This is a genomic window from Brevibacterium metallidurans, assembly GCF_037101285.1.
GTDB lineage: Bacteria > Actinomycetota > Actinomycetes > Actinomycetales > Brevibacteriaceae > Brevibacterium > Brevibacterium metallidurans.
Genome location: NZ_BAAAAF010000005.1, coordinates 173,935 through 193,776 on the forward strand (window position 1 = coordinate 173,935; position 19,842 = coordinate 193,776).

At 69.5% G+C, this 19,842-nt stretch carries 19 protein-coding genes; 10 read left to right on the plus strand and 9 right to left on the minus strand.

Going from position 1 to position 19,842, the window contains the following annotated elements; genetic code table 11:
- A complete protein-coding gene (locus tag AACX88_RS08735; RefSeq protein ID WP_339392648.1) occupies positions 1–351 on the plus strand; it encodes a hypothetical protein in 351 nt (116 codons plus the stop codon).
- A gap of 47 nt (positions 352–398) precedes the next feature.
- Positions 399–806 carry a hypothetical protein gene (locus tag AACX88_RS08740; protein ID WP_339392691.1) on the plus strand — a complete coding sequence of 136 codons (408 nt, stop codon included), beginning with the start codon at positions 399–401 and terminating at the stop codon, positions 804–806.
- Positions 807–846: 40 nt separating this feature from the next.
- Here the strand turns inward: AACX88_RS08740 and AACX88_RS08745 are convergent, their stop codons facing one another.
- From AACX88_RS08745 to AACX88_RS08755, 3 genes are read right to left on the minus strand one after another with little or no spacing between them, the layout of a single operon-like run.
- Positions 847–2,538: a hypothetical protein gene (locus tag AACX88_RS08745; RefSeq protein WP_339392649.1), complete on the minus strand. Its 1,692-nt coding sequence runs from the start codon at positions 2,536–2,538 to the stop codon at positions 847–849.
- Positions 2,539–2,597: 59 nt separating this feature from the next.
- Entirely contained in the window at positions 2,598–3,524 is a 927-nt protein-coding gene (locus tag AACX88_RS08750) for a co-chaperone YbbN (RefSeq protein ID WP_339392650.1), read from the minus strand.
- Between the two features lie 51 nt (positions 3,525–3,575).
- Positions 3,576–5,168, minus strand: a complete 1,593-nt coding sequence (locus AACX88_RS08755) for a hypothetical protein (protein ID WP_339392692.1) — start codon at positions 5,166–5,168, stop codon at positions 3,576–3,578.
- Positions 5,169–5,395: 227 nt separating this feature from the next.
- Here AACX88_RS08755 and orn point away from each other — a divergent pair, with 227 nt between their 5' ends.
- Positions 5,396–6,007 carry an oligoribonuclease gene (gene orn / locus AACX88_RS08760; RefSeq protein ID WP_339392651.1) on the plus strand — a complete coding sequence of 204 codons (612 nt, stop codon included), beginning with the start codon at positions 5,396–5,398 and terminating at the stop codon, positions 6,005–6,007.
- Between the two features lie 32 nt (positions 6,008–6,039).
- Here the strand turns inward: orn and AACX88_RS08765 are convergent, their stop codons facing one another.
- Positions 6,040–6,960: an SCO6745 family protein gene (locus AACX88_RS08765; protein WP_339392652.1), complete on the minus strand. Its 921-nt coding sequence runs from the start codon at positions 6,958–6,960 to the stop codon at positions 6,040–6,042.
- Positions 6,961–6,999: 39 nt separating this feature from the next.
- Here AACX88_RS08765 and AACX88_RS08770 point away from each other — a divergent pair, with 39 nt between their 5' ends.
- On the plus strand, positions 7,000–7,707 hold the full coding sequence (locus AACX88_RS08770) for an LmeA family phospholipid-binding protein (protein ID WP_339392653.1): 708 nt from the start codon (positions 7,000–7,002) through the stop codon (positions 7,705–7,707).
- Between the two features lie 70 nt (positions 7,708–7,777).
- Here AACX88_RS08770 and AACX88_RS08775 read toward each other — a convergent pair whose 3' ends face one another.
- On the minus strand, positions 7,778–9,361 hold the full coding sequence (locus AACX88_RS08775) for an MFS transporter (RefSeq protein WP_339392654.1): 1,584 nt from the start codon (positions 9,359–9,361) through the stop codon (positions 7,778–7,780).
- A gap of 109 nt (positions 9,362–9,470) precedes the next feature.
- Here AACX88_RS08775 and AACX88_RS08780 point away from each other — a divergent pair, with 109 nt between their 5' ends.
- From AACX88_RS08780 to AACX88_RS08800, 5 genes are all read left to right on the plus strand, one after another.
- The gene (locus tag AACX88_RS08780; protein WP_339392655.1) at positions 9,471–10,709 is read left to right on the plus strand and encodes a sensor histidine kinase; all 1,239 of its coding nucleotides are present in this window, start codon (positions 9,471–9,473) and stop codon (positions 10,707–10,709) included.
- Positions 10,706–11,365: a response regulator gene (locus AACX88_RS08785; protein WP_339392656.1), complete on the plus strand. Its 660-nt coding sequence runs from the start codon at positions 10,706–10,708 to the stop codon at positions 11,363–11,365. The genes AACX88_RS08780 and AACX88_RS08785 overlap by 4 nt, the downstream gene beginning before the upstream one ends.
- A 154-nt stretch (positions 11,366–11,519) precedes the next feature.
- Entirely contained in the window at positions 11,520–11,864 is a 345-nt protein-coding gene (locus AACX88_RS08790) for an antitoxin (RefSeq protein WP_339392657.1), read from the plus strand.
- A gap of 259 nt (positions 11,865–12,123) precedes the next feature.
- Complete coding sequence (locus AACX88_RS08795; RefSeq protein ID WP_339392658.1) at positions 12,124–13,458, plus strand: glutaminase; 1,335 nt, start codon at positions 12,124–12,126, stop codon at positions 13,456–13,458.
- A 177-nt stretch (positions 13,459–13,635) separates the two neighbouring features.
- Entirely contained in the window at positions 13,636–14,448 is an 813-nt protein-coding gene (locus tag AACX88_RS08800) for a siderophore-interacting protein (protein WP_339392659.1), read from the plus strand.
- A gap of 52 nt (positions 14,449–14,500) precedes the next feature.
- Here AACX88_RS08800 and AACX88_RS08805 read toward each other — a convergent pair whose 3' ends face one another.
- The 3 genes from AACX88_RS08805 to AACX88_RS08815 all read right to left on the minus strand — a co-directional run bounded on the left by AACX88_RS08805 (position 14,501) and on the right by AACX88_RS08815 (position 18,600).
- Entirely contained in the window at positions 14,501–16,594 is a 2,094-nt protein-coding gene (locus AACX88_RS08805) for a choice-of-anchor I family protein (RefSeq protein WP_339392660.1), read from the minus strand.
- Positions 16,595–16,720: 126 nt separating this feature from the next.
- Positions 16,721–17,686: a dihydrodipicolinate synthase family protein gene (locus tag AACX88_RS08810; RefSeq protein ID WP_339392661.1), complete on the minus strand. Its 966-nt coding sequence runs from the start codon at positions 17,684–17,686 to the stop codon at positions 16,721–16,723.
- A complete protein-coding gene (locus AACX88_RS08815; protein WP_339392662.1) occupies positions 17,683–18,600 on the minus strand; it encodes a ribokinase in 918 nt (305 codons plus the stop codon). Before AACX88_RS08815 ends, AACX88_RS08810 begins: the two co-directional genes overlap by 4 nt.
- A 109-nt stretch (positions 18,601–18,709) precedes the next feature.
- On the opposite strand from AACX88_RS08815, the gene AACX88_RS08820 reads away from it, so the two are divergent.
- Positions 18,710–19,369 (plus strand): DUF1345 domain-containing protein, encoded by a 660-nt coding sequence (locus tag AACX88_RS08820; protein WP_339392663.1) that lies wholly within the window; start codon positions 18,710–18,712, stop codon positions 19,367–19,369.
- A gap of 19 nt (positions 19,370–19,388) precedes the next feature.
- Here AACX88_RS08820 and AACX88_RS08825 read toward each other — a convergent pair whose 3' ends face one another.
- Positions 19,389–19,802 (minus strand): VOC family protein, encoded by a 414-nt coding sequence (locus AACX88_RS08825; RefSeq protein WP_339392664.1) that lies wholly within the window; start codon positions 19,800–19,802, stop codon positions 19,389–19,391.
- Positions 19,803–19,842 lie beyond the last annotated feature (40 nt).

Consider the following 19,842-nt stretch of genomic DNA (forward strand, 5'->3'; position numbering starts at 1 on the left):
GTGTTCACCGTTCTCACCTTCGTGCTCTACGGCGTCGCGGCCGTGCTCGCGGTCTGGTCGATCGTCGAGACGATCCGCAACCGACCCGCCGGCAGGCTGCTGCTCGGAGTCGCGGCACTGCTCCTGCTGCTCCTCATCGTCCAGCTCGTCGTTTCGATCGTCGCATTCGGCGGTGCCGGCGATGTCGACCCGCTCCTCTTCTTCGGCTACGTCATCACGGCGATCCTCGTCATGGCCCTCGCCGGGTTCTGGGCGTTCGCGGAGCTGTCCCGGTGGGGTCCCGGCGTGCTGATCGCGGCCGGGCTGACGGTGATCGTCATGATCGAGAGGATGGACCAGATTTGGCAGTGAACCCGAGGCGCAGCCGCACCCGCTCTCCCCGCTCCCCGTACTCGGCGATGCATTCGGGTCTCGGGCGGGCCCTGACCGCCGTGTACGGCATCTTCGCGCTCTCGGCGACCGCGCGGGCCGGCTACCAGGTGATCCGGGAGTTCGACGTCGCCCCGATCGCGTACTCGCTCTCCGTCTTCGCCGCCCTGATCTACATTCTCGCCACCGTGTGCTTCGTCATCGGCAGTCGCCTCACGCACCGCATCGCGATCGCCGCGTGCCTCATCGAGTTCGCAGGCGTCATCGTCGTCGGCATCCTCAGCCTCACCGTGCCCGAGGACTTCGCGAAGCCCTCGGTGTGGTCGACCTTCGGCATCGGCTACGGCTTCATCCCCCTCGTCCTCCCCCTCATCGGCCTGTGGTGGCTGGCCCGGGTGGGCAGGCAGGTGAAGGCCGCCGAGGCGGTCGCCGCCTGAGATCTCGACCGTCCCGTCTGCCGCCGTCCCGCCTCAAGCCTCACTTTATGCGGGAGGAGAGGATGTCCCAGTCGGAGGCCACAGCGGTGAGCTCTTCGCCCTTGGCCATGATGACGTAGGGCTGGGCGGTGTCGACCTTGACGGTGTTGCCGTTCTTGTCGTTCGTCTTCACCGCCTCGATCGTGTCGCCGAGGTCGAGCGAGTAGTCCTCGGGCACCTTGATCGTCAGCGTGCAGCGGACCTCGCCCATGCCGAGGGCGCCGTCTTCCGTCTTGAGCGTCATCGACCCGAAGTCGAGGTCGGCGTACGGCTTGCACTCCGCCTTGACCTCGTCGAAGCCGGAGTCCTTGTTCCGCAGCCCGCCGAGGTAGTCCCGGAAGGATTTGAATCCGCCCTGGTCGAGGCCCTTGACCTTCTCGGCCTTGCCGTCGGCGAGATAGGCCGAGACCTCGTCGGCCGCGGTGGCCATCGACTCGGTGAACGCCTTCGGGGCGGTCTCGACCGCGCCGGAGCCGTCGGCGAGCAGGGTGGGAGCCTGATCGGCGGGGATGAAGACCGCGGTGCGCACGATCGGCTGGGTCGAGGCGGATTCGCGGGTCGCGAGCTGGACCTGGGTGAGCTTGTCCTCCCCGTCGGTCGTGCCGAGGGCGTAGAACCACATCGGGTACTTCTCGAAGCTCGGACCGCCCGCGACGACCTCGGCGAAGTTCGGGGCGCGCAGCTTCTGCTTCGTCTTGTCCGCGATCTGGATCTGCGCCCGGGTGCGGTCGATGAGCGGGGCCCCTTGGATGGTCTCGAGGCCTTCGCCCTTGTTCTCGAGGATCTTGTCCAGCGACTCGGTGTAGGCGGTCATGAACTTCCCGGCCTCCCCCGGCCGCACCGCGGTGCGTTCGTACGGGGTGACCTGGGGGGTGTGGGGCTGGGCAATGGGCAGGGCGGCGCAGCCGCTGAGCGCGAGTCCCGTCGTCAGGGTGAGCGCGGTGGCCACGCGGGCGCGGGCTCCGCGCCGGGACCGCCTGGGGGCGTCGGTCTGCCCGCCGGTCTGCCCGCCCTTGGGTGCCTCGGGGGCGGTGGCGGAGTCGCCGGATCCCCGGCGCGTGGTCCTGCGGGTGTGCACGGAGTCCTCTCCTGTTCCGGTGCCCGGCGTCCTCGGGGTGCCCGTCTTCTTCCGGGGGCGGATGCGTCCGTTCCACCAGCGGAGGAAGAAGTACGCGGCGGCGCCTGCGAAGATGATCGCGACGGCGAGTCCGATGAGGCTGAGCGCGAACACGCCTTCGACGCGCATCTTCAGCTGCACGCTCGTGCCGTCGAGGTTCTCCCCCGCCGTGGCCGGGGCGATGACGAGCATCTGCGGGTCGGCGTCGAGGTCGAAGGTCTTCGTCACCGACTGCCCGGTCTCCCGGGAGATCCACCAGTCGCGTCCGGCGATGTCGGCGGCCGGTGCCGGGTCGCCGGGCAGCGAGCGCTTCGTCACCGAGTTCGGGAAGTCGACGTCGCTGATCTGGATCTGCGAGACCCCGTCGAGGAAGCTGTCGGTGTCCACGCCGTTCGCGGTGCCGAGGAAGAGCTCCTTGCCCTGGCTGTTGCGGGCCTCGATCGTGACGTCGGTGCCCGAGTAGGGTATGACCGCCTCGTCGAGGACGATGGCATAGGAGCCGTCGGAGACCTCGAAGGCCTCGGTCTCGGTGACCTCGTCGGTGCCGACGACGGACAGGGCTGAGCCGACCAGCACTGCGAGGATCGCCGCGGCGATCGCGAACAGGACGGCTGTGGTGAGGCGGACTATCTGGATCAGAACAATGCCCTCATCAGTGATGTGCGTGCTTTGGCCACTGCTGGGTCGTCGGGTCCGACGATCTCGAAGAGGTCGAGGACCCGCAGTCGCAGTGCTTCCTTCTGCTCCCCCGCCGAGGTTCGGATGAGGGAGATGAGTCGGGTGAAGGCGCCGGCGGGATCGCCGGTGACCACCTGTGCGTCGGCGGCGGCCATGGCGGCTTCGACGTCCTTCGGGTCGGCATCGGCGGCCGCGATCAGCTCGGCGGGGTCGGCGTCGATGAGGCGGCGGCCGAGACCGGCGCGGGCGAGACCGAACTTCGCCTCCTCATCGGCCGGCGATTCGGCAAGCGCTGCCTTGAACAGGGATTCGGCGGTGTCGAAGTCGCCTTCGGCCAGTGCCGCCTCGGCCTCGGGATGCTTCGGGCCCGCCGGCTCCGGTTCGACACCGTCGACGACGGCGTGACCGCTCACCCCGTTCTCCGCGGCGAGCTTGAGGAGTTCGTCGAGATACGCGGCGATCTGCGGCTCAGGCAGGGTCCCCTGGAACAGCGGCACCGGCTGGCCCTTGATGACGGCGACGACGGTCGGTGCCGCCTGCACGCCGAAGGCCTGCTGGAGGCGGGGGTTGGCGTCGACGTCGACGCGGGCGAGCACGAGGCGCCCGCCGTAGCCGGCGATGAGGCTCTCGAGCGCCCGGCTGAGCTGGGTGCTCTCCTCACTCGCCGGGGAACCCAGGTCGATGACGACGGGGACGCGTTCGGAGAGGGCGACGACGTCGTTGAACACAGCCTCGTCGACGTCGAGGACGAGGGAGGGCAGGGGCACCGCGTTCGGGTCCTGGGCCGGGCTCGCCTGCTCACCGGCGGGCATGTTCTTCGACCGGACCGCGGAGAGGTCGAGCCCCTGCTGCGGGCCTGCGTCCTGTGAGGGATTGACTGTCACGGGATCTCCTTTGCTTGCTGGTCAGTGGCTGGTGCGTCAGCGGAGGCCGGCTCAGCCGAGCTTGGCTCCGCTCAGGGTTTCGAGTCCGCCGATGAGGCGGACCTTGCCGTCCTTGGGCACGAGGAACGTGAGCACCTGGTACGTCGAGGTCGTCACCGGCTTCTGCGTGCTGCTCTCACCAGTGAGCTCCTTCTGCGGGGTGCTCAGCGTCAGCGTGCCGGTGCGTCCGCCTTCGGACTGGGGAGTGATCGTCGACGTCGCTTCGATGACGCCGGTGACGACCGCGGCGTCTCCCGCGGTGCCCTGGGCGACGATCTGCTTGCCCGGCTCGTAGGCGAACTTCACGCTCGCCTTGCCCGCCTCGGCGCTCTTCTTCTGCTCCTTCTGGTTCGCCCAGATCGACTTCGAGAAGTCGTCGGCTTCGAAGGTCTTCGCCTCCTTCGAGTCGGCACCCGAGCTCAGGGCCTTCGCGTAGTCGGCGAGCGTCTGCTGCGGGGTCTTGGCAAAGCCCTCGGCGGTCGCGTCGAGCAGCGGGGACCCCTGGCGGGCGTCGGCGATTTCGGGCAGCTTCGTGCCGGGCACGAGCTGGGTCTGCGACCACAGCTTGTAGTCCGAGCGCGGGTCCTCCTGGGTGAGGACGAGGAGCTGGGCGGAGTCCCCGGCGGAGGTGACGAGGCTGGTCACGCGCGGCCATGCGTCGGTGGCGGCGGTGTAGTTGAGCACGATGTCGTCGGCGGCGACGGCCGGCGGCAGCTTCTCGTCCTTGACCTTCTTCTTCACCTCGTAGGCGGCGGTGCGCTGGTCGAGGGCCGGTCCGGCCGCGCGGGCTTCGAGGGCTCCCTTGTCGAGCTTCTCATCGGCGGCGGCGACGTCGGTGGCCACAGCGCCGAGGATGCGCTCGGCCTGGGTGGCGCTCACCCCGGCCATCGGGGCGGTGGGTGCCGCCGAGGGTTCGGGCTTCGGCAGCTCTTCGGTCCCGCACGCGCTGAGCGCGAGGACGGGGACGATCGCGAACGCCGTGCCGTACTCGGCCAGCTTGCGGCGACGGTCCTGGCGGGCCTTGCGCCGGTCGGCCTCCCGCTTCGCGGTGCGCCGTCCGAGGATGAGGAGGACGACGCCGATGACGAAGATGACTCCGCCGGCGATCATCAGCGGGAGCGCCCACGGGGTGGCGGCGTTGCTCGGCCACGACAGGGTCACCGAGGTGACCTCGCCGGGCTGTCCGGTGCCGGCGATGAGGAATCCGGTGCGGTTGGCCTCGGCGTTCCAGTCCAGGCTCACGGATCCGCTGCCGGTGACCTCGGCCTCCCAGAGGTCGGCACCTGCCGGGTTGGGCACCTCGGCCGCACCGTCCTTGGCCTCGACGGTCAGCCCGCCGCCGGTGGCGAGCCCGGTGACGCGGGCGGCGGCGGAATCGCCGATCCACGCGTCGATGCTCTCGATCGGGGCCTGGGCGATCGTCAGGTCGCCCGTGCCCTCGGCGGTGAGCTTCGCCGGGGTGTCATAGAGGTTGAGCATGCCCGGGTCGACGATGACGGCCGGCGCTGACCCCTCGATCTGCGTCGTGGCGGTGATCGTGTCGTCCGGGGCCCACAGGGTCTTCTGCAGCAGCCCGAGGCCTGAGACAACGACACCCACCACCATGAGAATCACAGCCAGTGTGTAACGCACGCGCGAACCTTCTCCTCAACTCGGCACTTCCTCGCCGGCCCCATGTGGGCAGACGACAGTCCAAGTTTAGGCCACTGAGCTGGGACGGGTTCTGCGGATGCACTCAGCGTGTGTCGTCGCCCACACCGCCTCGGCGTCACAGGCGCTGCCTGCCCGACGCCTCGGGCACGCGTGCGCCGGGCAGCATATAGGCTTGCAGGGTGAGCAACGACAGAATTGTGTGGATCGACTGCGAAATGACCGGCCTGGACGAAGCGCGCGACGAACTCGTCGAGATCGCCGCGATCGTCACGGACTTCGACCTCAAACCCCTCGACGAGGGCATCGACATCGTCATCCGGCCCTCCGCGGCGGCGCGGGAGAACATGAATGAGTTCGTCACGAAGATGCACACCGCCTCGGGCCTGATCACCGAACTCGACTCCGGCACCACCGTCGCCGACGCTCAGGCCCGAGTCCTCGAGTACGTCAAGGGCCACGTGCCCGAGGTCGGCAAGGCCCCATTGGGCGGGAACTCGGTGGGCACGGACAAGGTGTTCCTGGGCAAGCAGATGCCCGAACTCGTCGACTACCTCCACTACCGGATCATCGACGTCTCCTCGATCAAGGAGCTCGCCAAGCAGTGGTTCCCGCGCGCCTACTTCCAGGCTCCGGAGAAGCACGGCGGTCACCGCGCGCTCGGCGACATCCGCGATTCCATCGTCGAACTCGAGTACTACCGTCGTGCCGTCTTCACGCCGGAGGGCCCGAGCTCCGATGATGCGAAGCGGATCTCCGCCGAGGTCGTCGCCGAGTTCGCCTCCGAGGACTGACGACTCCCCGGATTCCCGCTCCCGACGACGTCCTAGTTCGTCTTCTTCGCCGGCTGGGCGAAAACCGAGGCGGGGAACGCTCCGGCCTGCGCGAAGACCTTGACCAGGGTGCGGCTCGGGGACACGAGGGCTGAGATCTGCTCGTCGTCGAGGACGGACCAGGCGGCGGCGACCGTGCCGTCGGTGAGGACCTCGATCTCCTCCTTCAGCGTCCGTCCCGCCTCGGTGATCTCCGGCAGCGGGTAGCCGCGGTCGTCGGTGCCGATCGTCAGCAGTCCCGCCTCGGCGAGGCGCGTCTGGGCGGCCTGCCACTCCTCATCGCTCCACCCGCGAGTCTTCTGCGCGGCACGGGGCTTGAACGAGGCACCGGTGCCGACGTCGAGGAGAAGCGCGTCGATGCCGGGCACTCCGGCGGTGACGAGGGAGGCGACGTGACCGTCGCCGCGGAACTCGCGCAGCACCGTGGCGGTGTCCCAGAGAGCCTCGAACGCGGTGGCCGGGGTGTGGGCGTCGACGGCCTCGGCGGTCGCCGCGGCCAGGGCCCGCCCGGAGAAGTCGAGGGCCGCCCGCACGGGTGCGAGGGCGTTCGTGAGCTCGGTGGCCGCCTCGGTGAGCAGGGCGATGTCGTCGCGGGAGCCGAAGAGCTCCTCGAAGTAGAGGGAGACGGCGTCGAAGCGCGCGGAGACCATGACATCGGGCGAGACCGTGTCCCAGAGACGGGGAATGAGGGTGGCGATGAAGGCAGGCGAATAGTTGCAGAACGTTCCGGCGACGACGCCCGCGGTGACCCGGCCCATGGGGGCCGAACGGGCGGCCATGTTCGCGGGGATGCCGGGTTCGAGGCCGAGTTCGGCATACGAGCGGCCCACGGTCTCGGAGAAGTAGATGGACGAGTGGAACGAGTTGAGTCGGGCTGAGAGAGTCCTGATGTTCTGCGTGCGCGTTGAGTCCATGAGCCCATCCTAGGTCGCAGCGATGGAAGAATGGCGGCCATGCCGACTCGTGAGTACCCTCGCCCCCGCAGCCGCCGCCGATCCCTCATCGTCTCCGGGATCGTCGTCGTCCTCACGCTCGTCGTCGGGGCCATCGCCGCCGACCGGATCGTCGCGGGCCTCACCGAACAGCGGATCGCCGAGGGACTGAAGTCCTACGGCGACGCCGACGTCACCGTCGAGGGCTTCCCCGTCCTCACTCAGCTCGCCGCGGGCCGTCTCGACTCGGTGCGGGTGAAGGCGGCGAGCGCGAAGTACGAGAACATCGAGTTCTCCAGCGTCGATGCGAAGCTCTTCGACGTCCCCACCGACACCTCCCGCCCGATCGGCACGGTCGACGCCGAGGCGACGCTGCCGCTGTCGACGATCGACACCCTGGCGAAGGAGAAGGCGTCCCTGCCTGCGGGCATGTCGTTCACGACGGAGGGCAGTCGGCTCATCCTCACCGGTTCGCTGCTCGGTCAGGATGTGCGCATCGGCATCGACGCGCGCGCGAGCGGTCGGCAGATCCTCGTCTCCGCCTCGACGATCACCCTCGGTTCGGCCGAGGTCGACCTCTCGAGCCTGCCGGGGTTCCTCACCTCGTCGATCTCCGACATCGTCATCGACCTCGAGGCCCTGCCTGCGGGTCTCGAGCTCACCGACATCAAACCCGTCGACGACGGTCTGCGGGTGAGCGTCCACGGCACCGGCGTCATGCTCAAATGAGTGCTGCGCTCAAGTGAGCGTCGTGCTCAGGTGGGCGCCGTGCTCACGTGAGCGTCGGACTCTGGGGAGCTCACTCTTCGGCACGGTCGCTCTTGTCCTTGGGCACGATCATCCGGTAGCCGGACCAGACGATGTCGACGAGGACGACGATCGTCCAGATGCGCGAGGCCGACCCGATCCACCGCTGCACCTGAGTGCCCTCGGAGTTCCAGGTGAGAATGGTCGCGGGCGAGGTGCTGCCGGTGATGACCTCCCACGGCCAGCTCGCGCCGAAGAACGCGAAGACGACCTGGGCGAGGAGGTAGATGCCCACATGGACGGCGAGTGTGGTGGCGGTTCTCTTCATGGCTGAGGTCAGCCCCTTTCCCTGATCGGTGTGCTCTGGTGGTGTGCGGTCGGATGGTGGTGTGCGGTCGGGTGGCGGCCCGCTGGCTGAGTGCGGTGTTGCGAGTGTGTGCTCGGATGTTTCTGCGACGGCGTCGAAGGGACGGAGGCTGCGTCGGCCGAGGATGCCGGAGACGACGAGGAGGAGTCCCGCCCCGATCGTCGCGACCTCCCACAGGCCCGCCCCGAAGAGGAGACCCGCGGCCAGGGCGCCCGCGGCCGAACCGAGGAGGTCCGCACTCTGATACCACCCGAACCCGCGACCCGCGTGCTCACCGGAGACCTCGGCGACGAGACGTTCGAGCAGCGGGACGAGCAGCGAGAAGCACAGGGCGGAGAGGATCCAGAGCACCGCGAGGGCCACCGGGCCGGGACGGGTGACCAGGGCCGCGGCGAATAGGGCGGAGCAGCCGAGACCGGCGAGGAGGATCCGGTGCGGAGGCACCTGGCGGACCAGTCGGTGCAGCGGCCTCGGGGCGATGCTGAGCACGATCGCCCCAGGCAGGTAGACGAGCGCGATCGCGCCGAGGTCGAAGCCGAGGCGCTCGATGAGGTGGAGGATGAGGAGGAGGGAGACGATGCCCTCGGCGAAGGCGACGACGCCCGTGAGCGCGAGGATGCCGCGCAGGGACCGCAGCAGGTGCCGGGCGTCGACTTGTGTGAGGGGTCTCGCGACCAGGCGGTCGGTGCCGGTGAGCCGGGCCGTCCCGGTGAGGCGGTCGGTGCCGGTGAGGGCGGTGAGCGCGAGGAGGACACCGGCGACGAGGCACGAGGCCGCGCACGCGAGGAACATCGCCGACGCTCCGGCGATCTGGAACAGCGGGATGCCGGCGAGGAAGGCGATCCACGCACCGGAGGACTCGCTCTCCATGAGTGCGGCGAAACGGTCGTCTCCGGAGTCGATGCGTGAGGCGATGTGGGCGCGGATCGCCACCCAGAAGTACGCGCCGCCCAGTCCCCCGAGACCAGCGGCGGCGAAGGCCGGGGGCAGGGTGGTCGCGGCGGCATAGAGGACGAAGGAGAGTGCACCGCATCCCGCCCCGGCAGCCGCGAGCAGAAGCGTACCCCGCTCACTCCCTGCGCGGTCGACGAGGACGCCGGCCACCGGCCTCATGAGGAGGGAGACGAGGAACTGGACGGCGAGCAGCGCCCCGGTCTGGGCGGGGGTGGCGCCGATGACCTGGGCGGCGGCGAGCGGGAGGACGAATTCGAGGAGCTCGGCCGGTCCGCTGAAGAACCCTGCGGCGCCCTGCACGCGTGGTGAGTCCATGCCCCCAGGCTAGGAACCGGGACCCGGCATGCGCGTCGGTCCGAAGTCGCACCGGGCATGCGACTTTAGGATGATCCGCCTCGGCGCCCGGCATCATTAGACTCAGATCATGTCCGCTGCGAGGCCCACTCCCCGATCGATCCGCCTGCCCGGGCTGCCGACCTTCGACGTCGAAGACCTCGTCACCGCGATCGTGCTCAGCTGCATCGGGATCCTCTTCATCGTCCTCGGACCGCAGGAGCAGTGGTTTCCCCTCGACGTCGTCCCCGATGCGGTGGCGCAGCCGATCCTGGTGATCTGCGGTTTCATCGGCACGCTCTACGCTCCCCGCGTCCTCGTCTCGACGACGAGCATCCTCGCAGGCATCGGCATCGACCTGCTCGCCGGCGGACACAACTTCGCGCTGTGGCTGGTCTTCCAACTCGTCTTCGCCCTCGTCGGGCACGCCCCGAAGCCCGTCGCGAGAATCGTGTCCCTGCTCGCGGGGGCGGCCACGGTCCTCACGGGACTCCTCGCCGTCGCCGCCGGAGCCGACCTTTCCACGGCCTTCCAGTTCTCCCTGCTCGCCGCCCTCATCGTCTTCCTCCCCGCCGCGTGGGCGTCGAGTGTGCGCGAGCACCGGAACACCGCCGAGGCGGAGCGGGCCCGCGCCGAAGCCGAACGGTCCCGGGCCGACGCCCAGACCCAGGTCGCCGTCCTCGCCCACCGTACCGCCGAGGTGAGCGCCCGGCTGACCGAGCAGAAGGTGCGCACCGCTGCCGCCGAGGACCTCCACGACCTCGTCGCCGGTCACATCTCCGCGATCGCCCTGCAGTCGCAGGCGGCCCTGGCCGCGAACGACGAGCGGATCCGCGCCGAGGTGCTCACCACCATCCACGCCTCCGCCGACCGGGCGCTGAGCGAACTGCGGCGGATGATCGACGTGCTCAGCGCCGAGCCGGCCGCAGCCGATCCGGCGACGTCCTCGGTCGCCGAGACGTTCGCGCTCGCCCGCGGCGTCGGGGTCGAGGTGCACGGCGACGACCTCATCGGCACGCTCACCGGTGACGATGAGAAGGCCCTGCGTCCGGTGTTCGCCGAACTCATCGCCAATGTCGTCAAACACGCGCACCCGCGCGAACTGGCGATCACCGCACCCGAACCGGGCGTGCTCGCCGTGTCCAATCCCGTCACCGGGCCCGACCGTGCTGCCGGCGAGCTCATCGGCACCGGGAGGGGACTGGAGAACATCCGCAAACGCCTCGGCCGCCTCGGTGGGAGTGCCGCGTTCACGTGCGCATCGGGTCGGTTCACCGCCGTCATCGACCTGCCCTCGCACCCGGACGACGGCGCGGGGGCCGAATCATGATCTCCGTCCTCATCGCCGACGACCACGGCGCGGTGCGCGCCGGCATCCGCATGGTGCTCGAGACCTCACCGGACATCACCGTCGTCGGGGAGGCCGCCGACGGGCGGGTCGCGGTGAGCATGGCGGCGGCACTCTCGCCGGACATCGTCCTCATGGATGTCCGCATGCCGCACCTCGACGGGATCGCCGCAGCCCGGGAGCTGCGGGACACCCCCGCGACGGTGCTCATGCTCACCTCGTTCGGACTCGACGAGGTTATCCTCGGGGCGCTGAGGGCAGGGGCTGCGGGGTTCCTGCTCAAGAACGCCTCGGCCGAGGAGCTCATCGACGCAGTCGTCCGCGCCGCGGCCGGGGACACCGTGCTCTCGGGCGAGGTCACCGCGAGCGTCGTCGCGATGCTCTCGACCATGCCCGAGGATGCGGGGTCGGCCCCGCCTGTCGCGGCCCTGCCTGAGGACCTCACCGAGCGTGAGCTCGAAGTGCTCGAAGGGGTCGCTGCGGGCAAGAACAATCGGACCCTGGCCAGGGAGCTCGGGATCGCCGAGGCGACGGTGAAGACCCATGTCTCCCGGGTGCTGACGAAGCTCGGCGTGCAGTCGCGGGTGCAGGCGGCGCTGCGGTACACCTCGGCGACAGGAGGGTCAGGGGCGTCGTAGGAGACCGGGGTGTCGTAGGGCGTGGGGCGTCGCAAGAGTCTGGGACGTCATAAGGATCGGTGGAGGCGATTGACAGGACCGACTCAGTCACGCTGGCTACGATCGGTGGTGACCGTCACATCTGTGAACCGCACCTGTGAAGAAGGGCCTCATCATGGCTTTCGACAAGTTCCTCAACAAGGCGAAGAACCTCGCCAACGATCCCAAGGTCCGTGAGAAGCTCAACTCCGAGAAGGTGGAGAAGTTCAGCGACCAGATCCTCGACAAGGCCGCCGGCGCCGCGGATTCGCTGACGAAGGGCAAGTACACCGACAAGATCCAGGGTGCTCGCGACGCCGCCGATCGTGCGATCGGCACCGACGGACGCGGACCCGCAGACGGGCGCGGCCCCGCCGATGGTCGCGGACCCGCCGGTGGTCAGCCGGGACCCGACGTCCGGCCGGACCGGGATCCCTCGACCGATCCGCAGGATCCGCGGAACCGACCCGACGCCTCCTGAGGTCGCCGCTCTTCGCCTGAGCCCACCGGCTAACGCACCGACGACGCCCCCGCACGGGTCACGTGCGGGGGCGTCGTGCGTTCACCGGCGACCGCCTCGGCGAAGTAGGGAACGACCGCCTCGGCGCGGACACCCGGGTACTCAGCGACCGCCTCAGCGGGGTGGGCGATCCCACATCGGCAGGGCGGATGGGTGTGTGAGAATGGCAGTCGGGCCGAACGCCCGGCCGATCCCCGACCGACACGATGCAGGAGGTGCCATGCGATCGCCCATCCCCGATTTCCTCGATGCGACGCTCGAACGTCATCGCTACGATCTCAGCGGCGCCACCGCCGACTACATCCCCGACCTCGCCGCCGCGGATCCGACGAAGCTCGCGATCTGCATCTCCACCCTCGACGGCGTCGAATACGATTCGGGCGACGCGGACTTCGAGTTCTCGATCCAGTCGATGTCGAAGCCGTTCATCTACGGGATCGCGCTCGAGGCGCTCGGCCTGCCCGCCGTGCTCGACAAGGTCGGGGTCGAACCCACCGGTGAGGCGTTCAACGAACTCTCGCTCGACAAGACCTCGGGCAAGCCGCTCAACCCGATGATCAACGCGGGGGCGCTCACGGTCCACTCCCTCCTCGGCGGGGAGGGCGCGACGCTCGCCGAGCGCACGGAGATCGTGCGCGCCGGACTCTCCCGCTTCGCCGGCCGGCAGCTGCGCGTCGACGAGCACATCGCCGCAGGCGAACTGCAGGAGGCCTACCGCAACATCGCGATCGCGAACATGCTCCGCTCCTACGGGGTCATCACCGACGACCCCGACGAGGTGGTGCGCGGCTACATCAACCAGTGCTCGGTCCTCGTCAGCGTCAAGGACCTGGCGATCATGGCCGCGACCCTGGCCGGGGGCGGGACGAACCCGCTCACCGGTGAGCGCGTGCTCTCGCCCCGGGTCAACCGCCAGGTGCTCGGGGTGATGATGACGTGCGGGATGTACGACGCCGCCGGGGACTGGATGACGGAGGTCGGAGTGCCCGCCAAGAGCGGTGTCTCCGGCGGACTCTTCGGTGTCCTGCCCGGTCAGCTCGGGATGGCGACGTTCTCACCGCGGCTCGACAAGCACGGCACGAGCGTGCGCGGGGCGAAGATCTTCCGCTCGCTCTCGGCCGACCTCGGCCTCCACATCATGAACGCCCCGGAGCCGGCCCGTTCGATCATCCGCCGCGACCGCCGGTTCGTCGATGCGAAGGGCGACATGGTCCGCATCGTCAGCCTCCAGGGCGCCATCCAATGGGCCGGGGCGGAGAACGTCATGCGCGAGATCACCGCCCCCGACGAGGCCGTCGACGTCTTCGCCCTCGACATGCGCCGGGTGTATTCGATCAACGAAGTGGCCAGGCGGATGGTCGTCGAAGCGCTGCGCCGGCTCGAGGACGAGGGCAAACGCGTCGTCCTCCTCGACCCCGAGAACGCGATGGGCTGCAGCGGGCAGGATTCGGCACTGCCCGATGTCGAGATCGTCGACTCCCCCAAGGAGCTGCGCGACCTCGATCTGCGCGGACTGCGGCGCGTCCGCGACGACTTCGCCGACCAGACCTCGTAGCCGGCTTGCGGGCCGGGCGGACTCTGCGGCCAAGGGCCGGGCGGACTGCGCGGCCGGGCGGACTGCGCGGCCACGGGCCGGGCGGACTGCGCGGTCGGAGCGTTCGCGGAAGCAGCACCGAGAGTTCGAGCACGTTTGCTAAGGTGAACCTAACTCCTCGCGAACGAAAGGTCTCCGATGTCGACTGCCGCCCCTGAACGCACGAAGCGCCCCGACCGCCCGCAGGCGATCCTCACGGTCGTCTCGAGAGAGACGATCACCCCGAACCTCATCCGGATCACCGCCGGAGGCGAGGGCTTCGACGCGATCAGGGACAACGAGTCGAGCGACAAGTACGTCAAGATCATGTTCGCCGATCCCGCCTTCGGGCTCGTCCCGCCCTACGACCTCGCGGCCCTGCGCGAGCACTCCCCCGAGATGCTGCCGCGCAATCGCACGTACACGGTGCGGGAGATGGATCGGGAGAGGAAGCAGCTGACGATCGACTTCGTCGTCCATGGCGATGAGGGCATCGCCGGCCCGTGGGCCAAGGCGGCCGCCCCCGGTGACACCCTCGTGGCGATGGGTGCGGGTGGCGCCTACCGTCCCGAACCGGCGGCGCCGTGGCATCTGCTCATCGCCGACCACACGGCGCTTCCGGCGGTGAGTGCCGCACTCGAGGCGATGGACGCGGGGGCGAGGGGCCACGTCATCGCGAATGTCGCCCACGCCGAGGATCGTCTGCTTCCCGAGGTACCCGCCGGCATCACCGTGACGTGGGTCGAGGACGACGAGGCGCTCATCGCCGCCGTCGCCGATCTCGACTGGCCGGAGGGCACACCGCAGGTCTTCGCCCACGGCGAGAGGGAGACGATCAAGGCGATCCGACGGATCCTCAAGGAACGTGAGGTTCCCCGCGACTCCCTGTCGATCTCGGCCTACTGGGCGCGCGGCCGGGCCGAGGATCAGTTCCAGGCTGAGAAGCGCGAACCGATCGGGCAGATCGACTGACTCCACCGCGCGTGGGGACGGTCGTCGACCGTCCCCACCCGCGTCAGTTTGCTCAGCGTCGCTTCGTCACAACGAAGGCGGTGACGCCGAGTCCGATGAGCAGCAGTGCGAGAACTCCCATGAGGAGGTACTGTCCGAGGTCGGCACCCGTGCGCGGAAGCGACCCGGCATTGCTGTCATCGGCCGTGCCGTCCGCGGAGTCAGCTGTGCCGCCTGCGGAGTCGGCCTTCGCCTCGCCGGCCTTCGCATCCGCTCCGGCATCCGTGCCCGTCGCACTGGCACCGCCCTTCGCCGAGGCGGAACCGCCGCCCGCTCCCCCGTCGGTTCCGGCAGTCGCGTCGGTTCCGGCGGACTCATCGGACCCGGCGGTGGCGTCGGACCCGGCCCCCGCCTCGGCGCCCGCATCCGCCGCGGCACCAGCATCGGAGCCGCCGTCGTCGGTGAGGTCGGCGACGGAGTAGATGCTCGTCGTCCCCGACACCTCGTTGCCGACGACGAGCGCGGCCTCACCGGTCGGTGACTGCGCGGCCTCGAGGAACGTGATCCCCTCGGGACCCAGGTCGCCTGCGCTCGAGAGCAGGCCGGCCGGATCGGCGGCCCCGTCGATCTCGTCCTCGACGGAGACGGAGAAGTCGCGGTTGTTGTAGTAGGTCGCGAAGGTCGGCTTCGCCGGGTCGGACAGGTCGTAGACGGCGATGCCGCCGATGCGCTCGAAGCCGACGAACGCGTACGTCGTCTCCCCCACCTGTCCGATCGTCAGCGCCTCGGGCTCGGGGCCCTTGTCGTCGCTGCGGCCCTCGAGGTTGGATTCGGTGTGGTTGGAGTTGAAGAACTGCGGGATGGCCTTCGCGGTCATCTGCTCGAACTCATCACCGGAGTCGGCGACAAGCTTGCCGTCGGTCGTCCAGATCGAGAACGACCGGCCGCCGAACGCGTAGAGCTCCTCGTAGCAGCTGCCGTCGGCGCTGAGACCCAGGTCGGTGATGACGTTGAGGCGGCCGAGCTGATCGTCGCCGAGCTTGTCGGCCAGCGGTGAGGTCGTGCACACCGGTGCCAGGCCGTCGCCGCCGAGGTCCTTGACCCTGGCCGCGTCGACGAAGTCGCCCCATTCGCGGGAGTCGCCTTCGTTCGCGGTGACGAGGTAGTCGGTGCCGCCTGCGGAGAACGTCGAGACGGTGTCGGGCATGTACGCGCCCTTGAGCCCCGGGTAGGTCGCGATGTTCACCGTCGGAGCGTCCTTCGGGTCACGGTCGGAGGCGTCGAGACCGTTGCCGGCCGTGCCGTAGTCCTTGAATCCCAGCGGCATGATCCGCTCGACCTCGCCGGCGGCGATGTCGACGACGGCGATCGCGTTGGCCTCCTGCAGGCTCGCGTACGCCTTCCCGCCGGCGACCGTGATGTACTCGGGTTCGAGGTTCCGGGAGACCGGGAGGTCCCCGTTGGGGTTGGGTCCGAACACGCGCACACCCTCGGGCAGGGTCTTCGACCCGCCGTCCTCGAAGTCCCGGAAGTCCGCGGTCCGCACATCCGCGGTGGTGGGGGCGGCCACCTCGGCGGGGAGGTCGACGATGCCCACCGAGCCTTCGGGATCGGTCGAGAAGTCATCGGCCGGTTCGCCCTCGTTGGCCACCAGCGCCTGCTTGCCGTCGGGGGTGATCGTGACCATGTCCGGCAGGGATCCGACCCCGACCGATCCGAGCACCGTCGCCGAGGTGGTCCTCGCGTCGAAGAACATCAGCGACCCGGGTGCCGTCTTGTCCTCGTTCTCCAGGGCGATGACGCCGAGGCCGTCGTCGCGCACGGCGACCGAGTTCGCGGTCCCGGAGCCGGTGATCTCCCCGATCTTGACCGGCTTGGCCGGGTCCTTCGCGTCGATGATGTCGACGGTCGCGGCCTGCGCGTTGACGGTGAAGACGGTGTCGCCGTAGACGGCGGTGATCTCTGCGGCGGACTCGTCGAACTGTCCGGTCTCATAGGCGCCGAGGTAGCCGAGCGCGACCTGCGCATCCGGGGCTGAGGTGCTGATCGGCTCCGGCACCTCGGCCGCGGTGGCCGTGGTAGAACCGGTGACGGTGAGTCCGGCGCTCAGACCGGTGGTGAGGAGGAAGGCGGTGAGGGCGGCGGTGACTGTCTTCGATGTCGTCATCGGTTCTCCGAGTCGAGGCGGGCGCGGGTGAGTTGTGCCCGCAGTTCTCCATATATATGGAGTGAGGTGTCCCGGCTCGGAACCGGAGATGACGACTGCGTGAACGGGTGGCGGCTGACCGGGCGCTCAGTGCAGGTCGAGGGCGGCGATGAGCGCGGCGACCGTCTCCTTGCCCTCGGCGTCGAGCGGGGCCAGCGGAGCGGGCAGGCAGTGACCGTTGACGAGACCGAGCTGCTCGGCGATCGCCGCACCCACCCGCAGGCTGCCGCCGTGGGCGGCGAAGAGATCCCACAGCGGTTGGAGGTGGACTAACAGTTCGCGGGCGCGTTCGGCCTCCCCGGACTGTGCGGCCCGAGTGATTGCAAGCATGGGCCCGGGCAGGGTGCCGCCGATCGCGGAGTACCACGCGTCGCAGCCGGCGATGAGTCCTTCAGCACCGTAGGCGTCGACGGAGACGCCGACGGCGACCCTGCCGGAGGTGGCGGTTCGGATGGCGGCGACGCGTGCCCGCCAGTCCTCAGGGCTCATTGGCAGGCCGGGGATCTTGATCGCCGCGACCGTCTCGATCTCGGCGAGCCGGGCGTAGAGGTCGGTGGTGAAGGTGAAGTGGGTGGTGCCGGGGTTGTCGTAGACGATGAGGGGCAGTCCGCTCGTCGAGGCGACGGTGCGGAAGAGGGCGACGACCTCGTCGTCGGTGAGCGGGTGGTAGCTGACGGGGGCGAGCAGGAGGGCCGCGGCGCCGGCCGCCTCGGCGGAGGCGGCGTTGGCCAGGACGTCGCGCGTGCTCAGGGCACCGATGCCGACGATGACGGGAATACCTGCGGCACGCTCGACAGTGATCCGCGCGATCTCGGCGCGTTCGTCCGTGTGGAGGTAGGGCCCGCAGCCGGTCGAGCCGAGCGGGGCGATCGAATCGACGCCGGCGGTGACGAGACGGTCGACGAGTCCGGCGAAGGCGTCGGTGTCGAGGCTTCCGTCGCGGATCGGGGTGAGCGGGAAGGCGCTGAGGCCGGTGAGCGGGTCGGTGCTCGGCGGGTCCGGGGTCGGCAGCGGCATAGGAACTGCCTCGCTGCAGGTCGCTGAGTCGGTCATCGGCGGGCTCCTGAATCGGGGTGGACGGTGTCGGTGTCGTCGGTGTCGGTGTCGTCGGTGCCGGCCTCGTCGGCGTCGGGCAGGAAATGGGCGAAGGCCCGGAAGGCCGGCCTCGCGCTCGGGTCGGTCACGGCGGCCGCGCCGACGGCGTTGGCTGCTCGCAGGGCGGTTTCGGCGCTCAGGCCTGCGCGCAGGCCGATCGTCAGGGCCGCACAGAAGGCGTCGCCGGCGCCGACGGTGCTCACGGGAGTCACGGTCTGCGCGGGGGCGACGGCGATCTGTTTCCCGCGTTCGTACAGAGCCGCACCCTGAGCGCCGTAGGTCACGGCGACCGAGCGGGCCTCGCGCAGCTGCGGGAGAGCTGCGAACTCGGATTCGTTGACGATGATGAGGTCGGCACGGTCGACCACCTCGGCGGGGAGACGACGGGCAGGGGCTGCGTTGACGACGAAGAACCCGCGGACGGCGGCGGCGAGCGCGGTCACGGTCGCCAGCGGGATCTCGAGCTGGGTGAGCACGGTCTCGGTCGCGGGGAACTCATGGTCGGCGATGCTCACCTGGGCGTTCGCACCTTCGCACACGGCGATCGTGTTCTCCCCGCGGGCGTCGACGGTGATGAGCGCGGTCCCGGTCTCCGCGTCCACCTCGGCGACCTGGTCGACGTCGACTCCGGCCTGCCGCAGGGCTTCGGTCATCTCGCGTCCCGTCGGGTCGGTGCCGACGGCGCCGATCATCCGAGTCCGCGCGCCGAGGCGGGCCGCAGCAGCCGCCTGGTTCGCGCCCTTGCCGCCGGGGCTGCGCAGGAGCCTGCCTCCGCCGACGGTCTCGCCGGGGGCGGGCAGGCGGTCGGTGACCGCGGTGATGTCGGCGTTGATGCTGCCGACGACGGTGAGGGCGATGTCGAATCCGGGCACGCTTCACTCTAACGCGCGGGGGCTGGGGTGGGGGCGGAACCCGCAGCGGCTGGGGCGGGAGCGGAACCGGCGGGGACTGGTTCAGGGGCGGGTGACGTATATTCGGGCCATGGCTGAAGACTCGATCACGGTGGCGACTCGGCCGTCGAAGGGAATGTGGACGAGCGGTGCGGCACAGGTGCTCATCGTCATCACCTGCCTCATCTATCTCTTCACGGACGCGCTGTGGGCGCTGTTCCTCTGGGAGGCGGTGACGACGCTCTATCTCATCGTCGGGTTCATCGTCGTGTGGAGGGACTCGCGTCCTGCCGCCGGTGACCGGGATGAGGCGAGGGTCGTCGTCAAGTGGCTGTGGGTTCCTCCGCTGCTCGCCGCGCTCGTCGGCATCAGTGCGGCGATCACCGCGATGGTCGCGCAGGGGACCGGTGAAGCCGGTTCGGACCAGACGCTGCTGCTCTACGCGGCGAGCGGGGGCATCATCCTCTCCTGGCTTATGCTCCACATCGCGTTCGCGGAGATCTATGAGGTCACCGAGGCGGCCAACGACGACCGCGAGCTGAGCTTCCCGACGACGACCTCACCGTCGAGGCTCGACTACCTCTACTTCGCGTACACGATCGGCACCTCGTTCGCGACCTCCGATGTCGAGGTCTGCGGGGTGCCGGACCGCCGCATCGTCCTCCTCCACAGCATCGTCGCGTTCTTCTACAACGCACTCGTCGTCGCCGTCGCCTTCCAGGTCCTCCAGAAGCTCGTCTCGCAGGGGTGAGCGAGTTCAGCTGCGGTGCTCAGCCGACGAACACGCAGAAGGGATGTCCGGCGGGGTCGGCGAAAACGTAGAGGGGTTCGTCGGGGTCGTCAGTGCGGTCGAGGAGGATGCGCGCCCCGAGGTCGAGAGCTCGCTGCCGGTGGATATCGAGAGTCCCGGTGTCGGGGACGGTGAAGTCGAGGTGCAGCTGCATGGGAACGGCAGAATCGGGCCAGGTCGTCGGCGCCAGGGTCTCGACCTGCTGGATGGCGAGCGCGCGGTTACCGGCAGTGTCGACGAGGACGAGCCAGTCAGCCTCGTCGGCACTGCCGTCGGCCGGTGGTTCGTCGCCGGTGCGGTAGTTCAGTCCGAGGAACTGCCGGTAGAACTCGGCGAGGCCACGGGGGTCCTCGGCGTCGAGGACGGTGTGGAGCAGGCGCGGGAACTCGGTCATGCCCCACTCTAACTCCGCGCACGCATGGGCTGTTCGGCGC

What these genes read in the sequence shown, in the direction of transcription:
- AACX88_RS08770 (WP_339392653.1), top strand. Translation starts at nt 7,000, where the DNA reads ATGCCGACTCGTGAGTACCCTCGCCCCCGCAGCCGCCGCCGATCCCTC.
- AACX88_RS08825 (WP_339392664.1), bottom strand. Translation starts at nt 19,802, where the DNA reads ATGACCGAGTTCCCGCGCCTGCTCCACACCGTCCTCGACGCCGAGGAC.
- AACX88_RS08795 (WP_339392658.1), top strand. Translation starts at nt 12,124, where the DNA reads ATGCGATCGCCCATCCCCGATTTCCTCGATGCGACGCTCGAACGTCAT.
- AACX88_RS08755 (WP_339392692.1), bottom strand. Translation starts at nt 5,168, where the DNA reads ATGGTGGTGGGTGTCGTTGTCTCAGGCCTCGGGCTGCTGCAGAAGACC.
- AACX88_RS08740 (WP_339392691.1), top strand. Translation starts at nt 399, where the DNA reads ATGCATTCGGGTCTCGGGCGGGCCCTGACCGCCGTGTACGGCATCTTC.
- AACX88_RS08820 (WP_339392663.1), top strand. Translation starts at nt 18,710, where the DNA reads ATGGCTGAAGACTCGATCACGGTGGCGACTCGGCCGTCGAAGGGAATG.
- AACX88_RS08775 (WP_339392654.1), bottom strand. Translation starts at nt 9,361, where the DNA reads ATGGACTCACCACGCGTGCAGGGCGCCGCAGGGTTCTTCAGCGGACCG.
- AACX88_RS08790 (WP_339392657.1), top strand. Translation starts at nt 11,520, where the DNA reads ATGGCTTTCGACAAGTTCCTCAACAAGGCGAAGAACCTCGCCAACGAT.
- AACX88_RS08785 (WP_339392656.1), top strand. Translation starts at nt 10,706, where the DNA reads ATGATCTCCGTCCTCATCGCCGACGACCACGGCGCGGTGCGCGCCGGC.
- AACX88_RS08780 (WP_339392655.1), top strand. Translation starts at nt 9,471, where the DNA reads ATGTCCGCTGCGAGGCCCACTCCCCGATCGATCCGCCTGCCCGGGCTG.
- AACX88_RS08765 (WP_339392652.1), bottom strand. Translation starts at nt 6,960, where the DNA reads ATGGACTCAACGCGCACGCAGAACATCAGGACTCTCTCAGCCCGACTC.
- AACX88_RS08810 (WP_339392661.1), bottom strand. Translation starts at nt 17,686, where the DNA reads ATGACCGACTCAGCGACCTGCAGCGAGGCAGTTCCTATGCCGCTGCCG.
- AACX88_RS08800 (WP_339392659.1), top strand. Translation starts at nt 13,636, where the DNA reads ATGTCGACTGCCGCCCCTGAACGCACGAAGCGCCCCGACCGCCCGCAG.
- AACX88_RS08805 (WP_339392660.1), bottom strand. Translation starts at nt 16,594, where the DNA reads ATGACGACATCGAAGACAGTCACCGCCGCCCTCACCGCCTTCCTCCTC.